Source organism: Stenotrophomonas sp. 2YAF22, assembly GCF_052114665.1.
GTDB classification, from domain to species: Bacteria; Pseudomonadota; Gammaproteobacteria; order Xanthomonadales; family Xanthomonadaceae; genus Stenotrophomonas; species Stenotrophomonas indicatrix.
Genome location: NZ_JBFRFE010000884.1, coordinates 1 through 1229, shown reverse-complemented (window position 1 = coordinate 1229; position 1229 = coordinate 1). Strand labels below are relative to the sequence as shown.

Genomic DNA, 1229 nt, shown 5'->3' with positions numbered 1-1229 from the left:
GTCGCAGTGCCTGAGGCCAGCACCACAACGTCGGCGGCGATCATCGCGCTGCGCGCCTGGCCGTCCAGTACATGCGAATAGGCCACCGGCAGCGCCGAGCGTGACAGCTGCTCCTCGATCAGGCGTCGGCAGGCCGCATTGGCCGCCGGCACCACCACGTGCAGGCCGGGAATACGCTCGGACACCTGCCAGGCGGCCTCGAAGAAGGCTTCTCCGAGCTTGGAGATCTCGCCCAGTCGACTGCCGGGAAGCACGGCCAGCACCTTGGCCGAGGCGGGCAGGCCGAGTTCGATCCGGGCCGCTTCACGGTCGACATGCAGCGGGATGTCATCGGCCATCGGATGGCCGACAAAGCGCGCATCGATGCCGTGCTTGGCGTAGATCGGTGGTTCCATCGGGAACAGGCACAGCACCAGGTCCGCGCTGCTGCCGATCTTCTCGGCACGCTTCTCGCGCCATGCCCACACCGAGGGGCTGACGTAGTGCACGGTGCGCACGCCACGCTGTTTCAGCCAGCGTTCGATACCCAGATTGAAGTCCGGAGCGTCGATACCGATGAACACATCGGGTTGCCACTCCAGCGCACGCTGGCGGAAGGCCGAACGCAGCTTGAGCAGGCGCGGCAGATGGCGCAGTACTTCGGTCAGGCCCATCACTGCCAGTTCGCTGGCGTCATGCCAGGTCTGGCAGCCGGCGCTGCGCATGGCATCGCCGCCGATGCCGGCGAATTCGGCATGCGGGAAGCGGGCCTTCAGTTCGCGAATCAGGCCCGCACCGAGCAGGTCGCCGGAAGCTTCACCGGCGACCAGCGCGATCCGCAACGGACGATCGCTCAGCACCCGATGGGCAGGCACGCTGCCGGCCATCGAGGCCAGCGAAATCACCTCGGCGCCGGCCGGCGCCTGGCCGGTCGCGCTGCTCATCGCAGCAGGTGCCTCTCGGTGTGTTCGATGAAGTCCAGCATCGACTTTACGTCGTCGCTGTCGCGCGCCTGCTCGGCCAGCTGCGCCTTGGCTTCGGCCAGCGGCAGGCCCGCCACGTACAGCGTGCGGTAGGCGCGCTTGATGGCGGTGATGCGCTCGGGGTCGAAACCGCGGCGCTTCAGGCCCTCGCTGTTGATGCCGCGCGGGCGGCCCAGCGAGTCGGTGCCGACCATCGTGAACGGGGGCACGTCGCCATTGGTCAGCGCGCCCATGCCGAGGAAGGCGTGCGCACCGATGCGGCAGAAC

General features: G+C 68.2%; 1 protein-coding gene and 1 pseudogene. Both read right to left on the bottom strand.

Annotated elements, in window-relative coordinates; translation table 11 throughout:
* On the bottom strand, positions 1-866 hold an 866-nt coding region (gene lpxB / locus AB4Y84_RS21975; RefSeq protein ID WP_442250972.1), incomplete at its 3' end, for a lipid-A-disaccharide synthase.
* A gap of 53 nt (positions 867-919) precedes the next feature.
* Positions 920-1229 (bottom strand): annotated as a pseudogene (locus AB4Y84_RS21970) (acyl-ACP--UDP-N-acetylglucosamine O-acyltransferase); the annotation flags it as partial.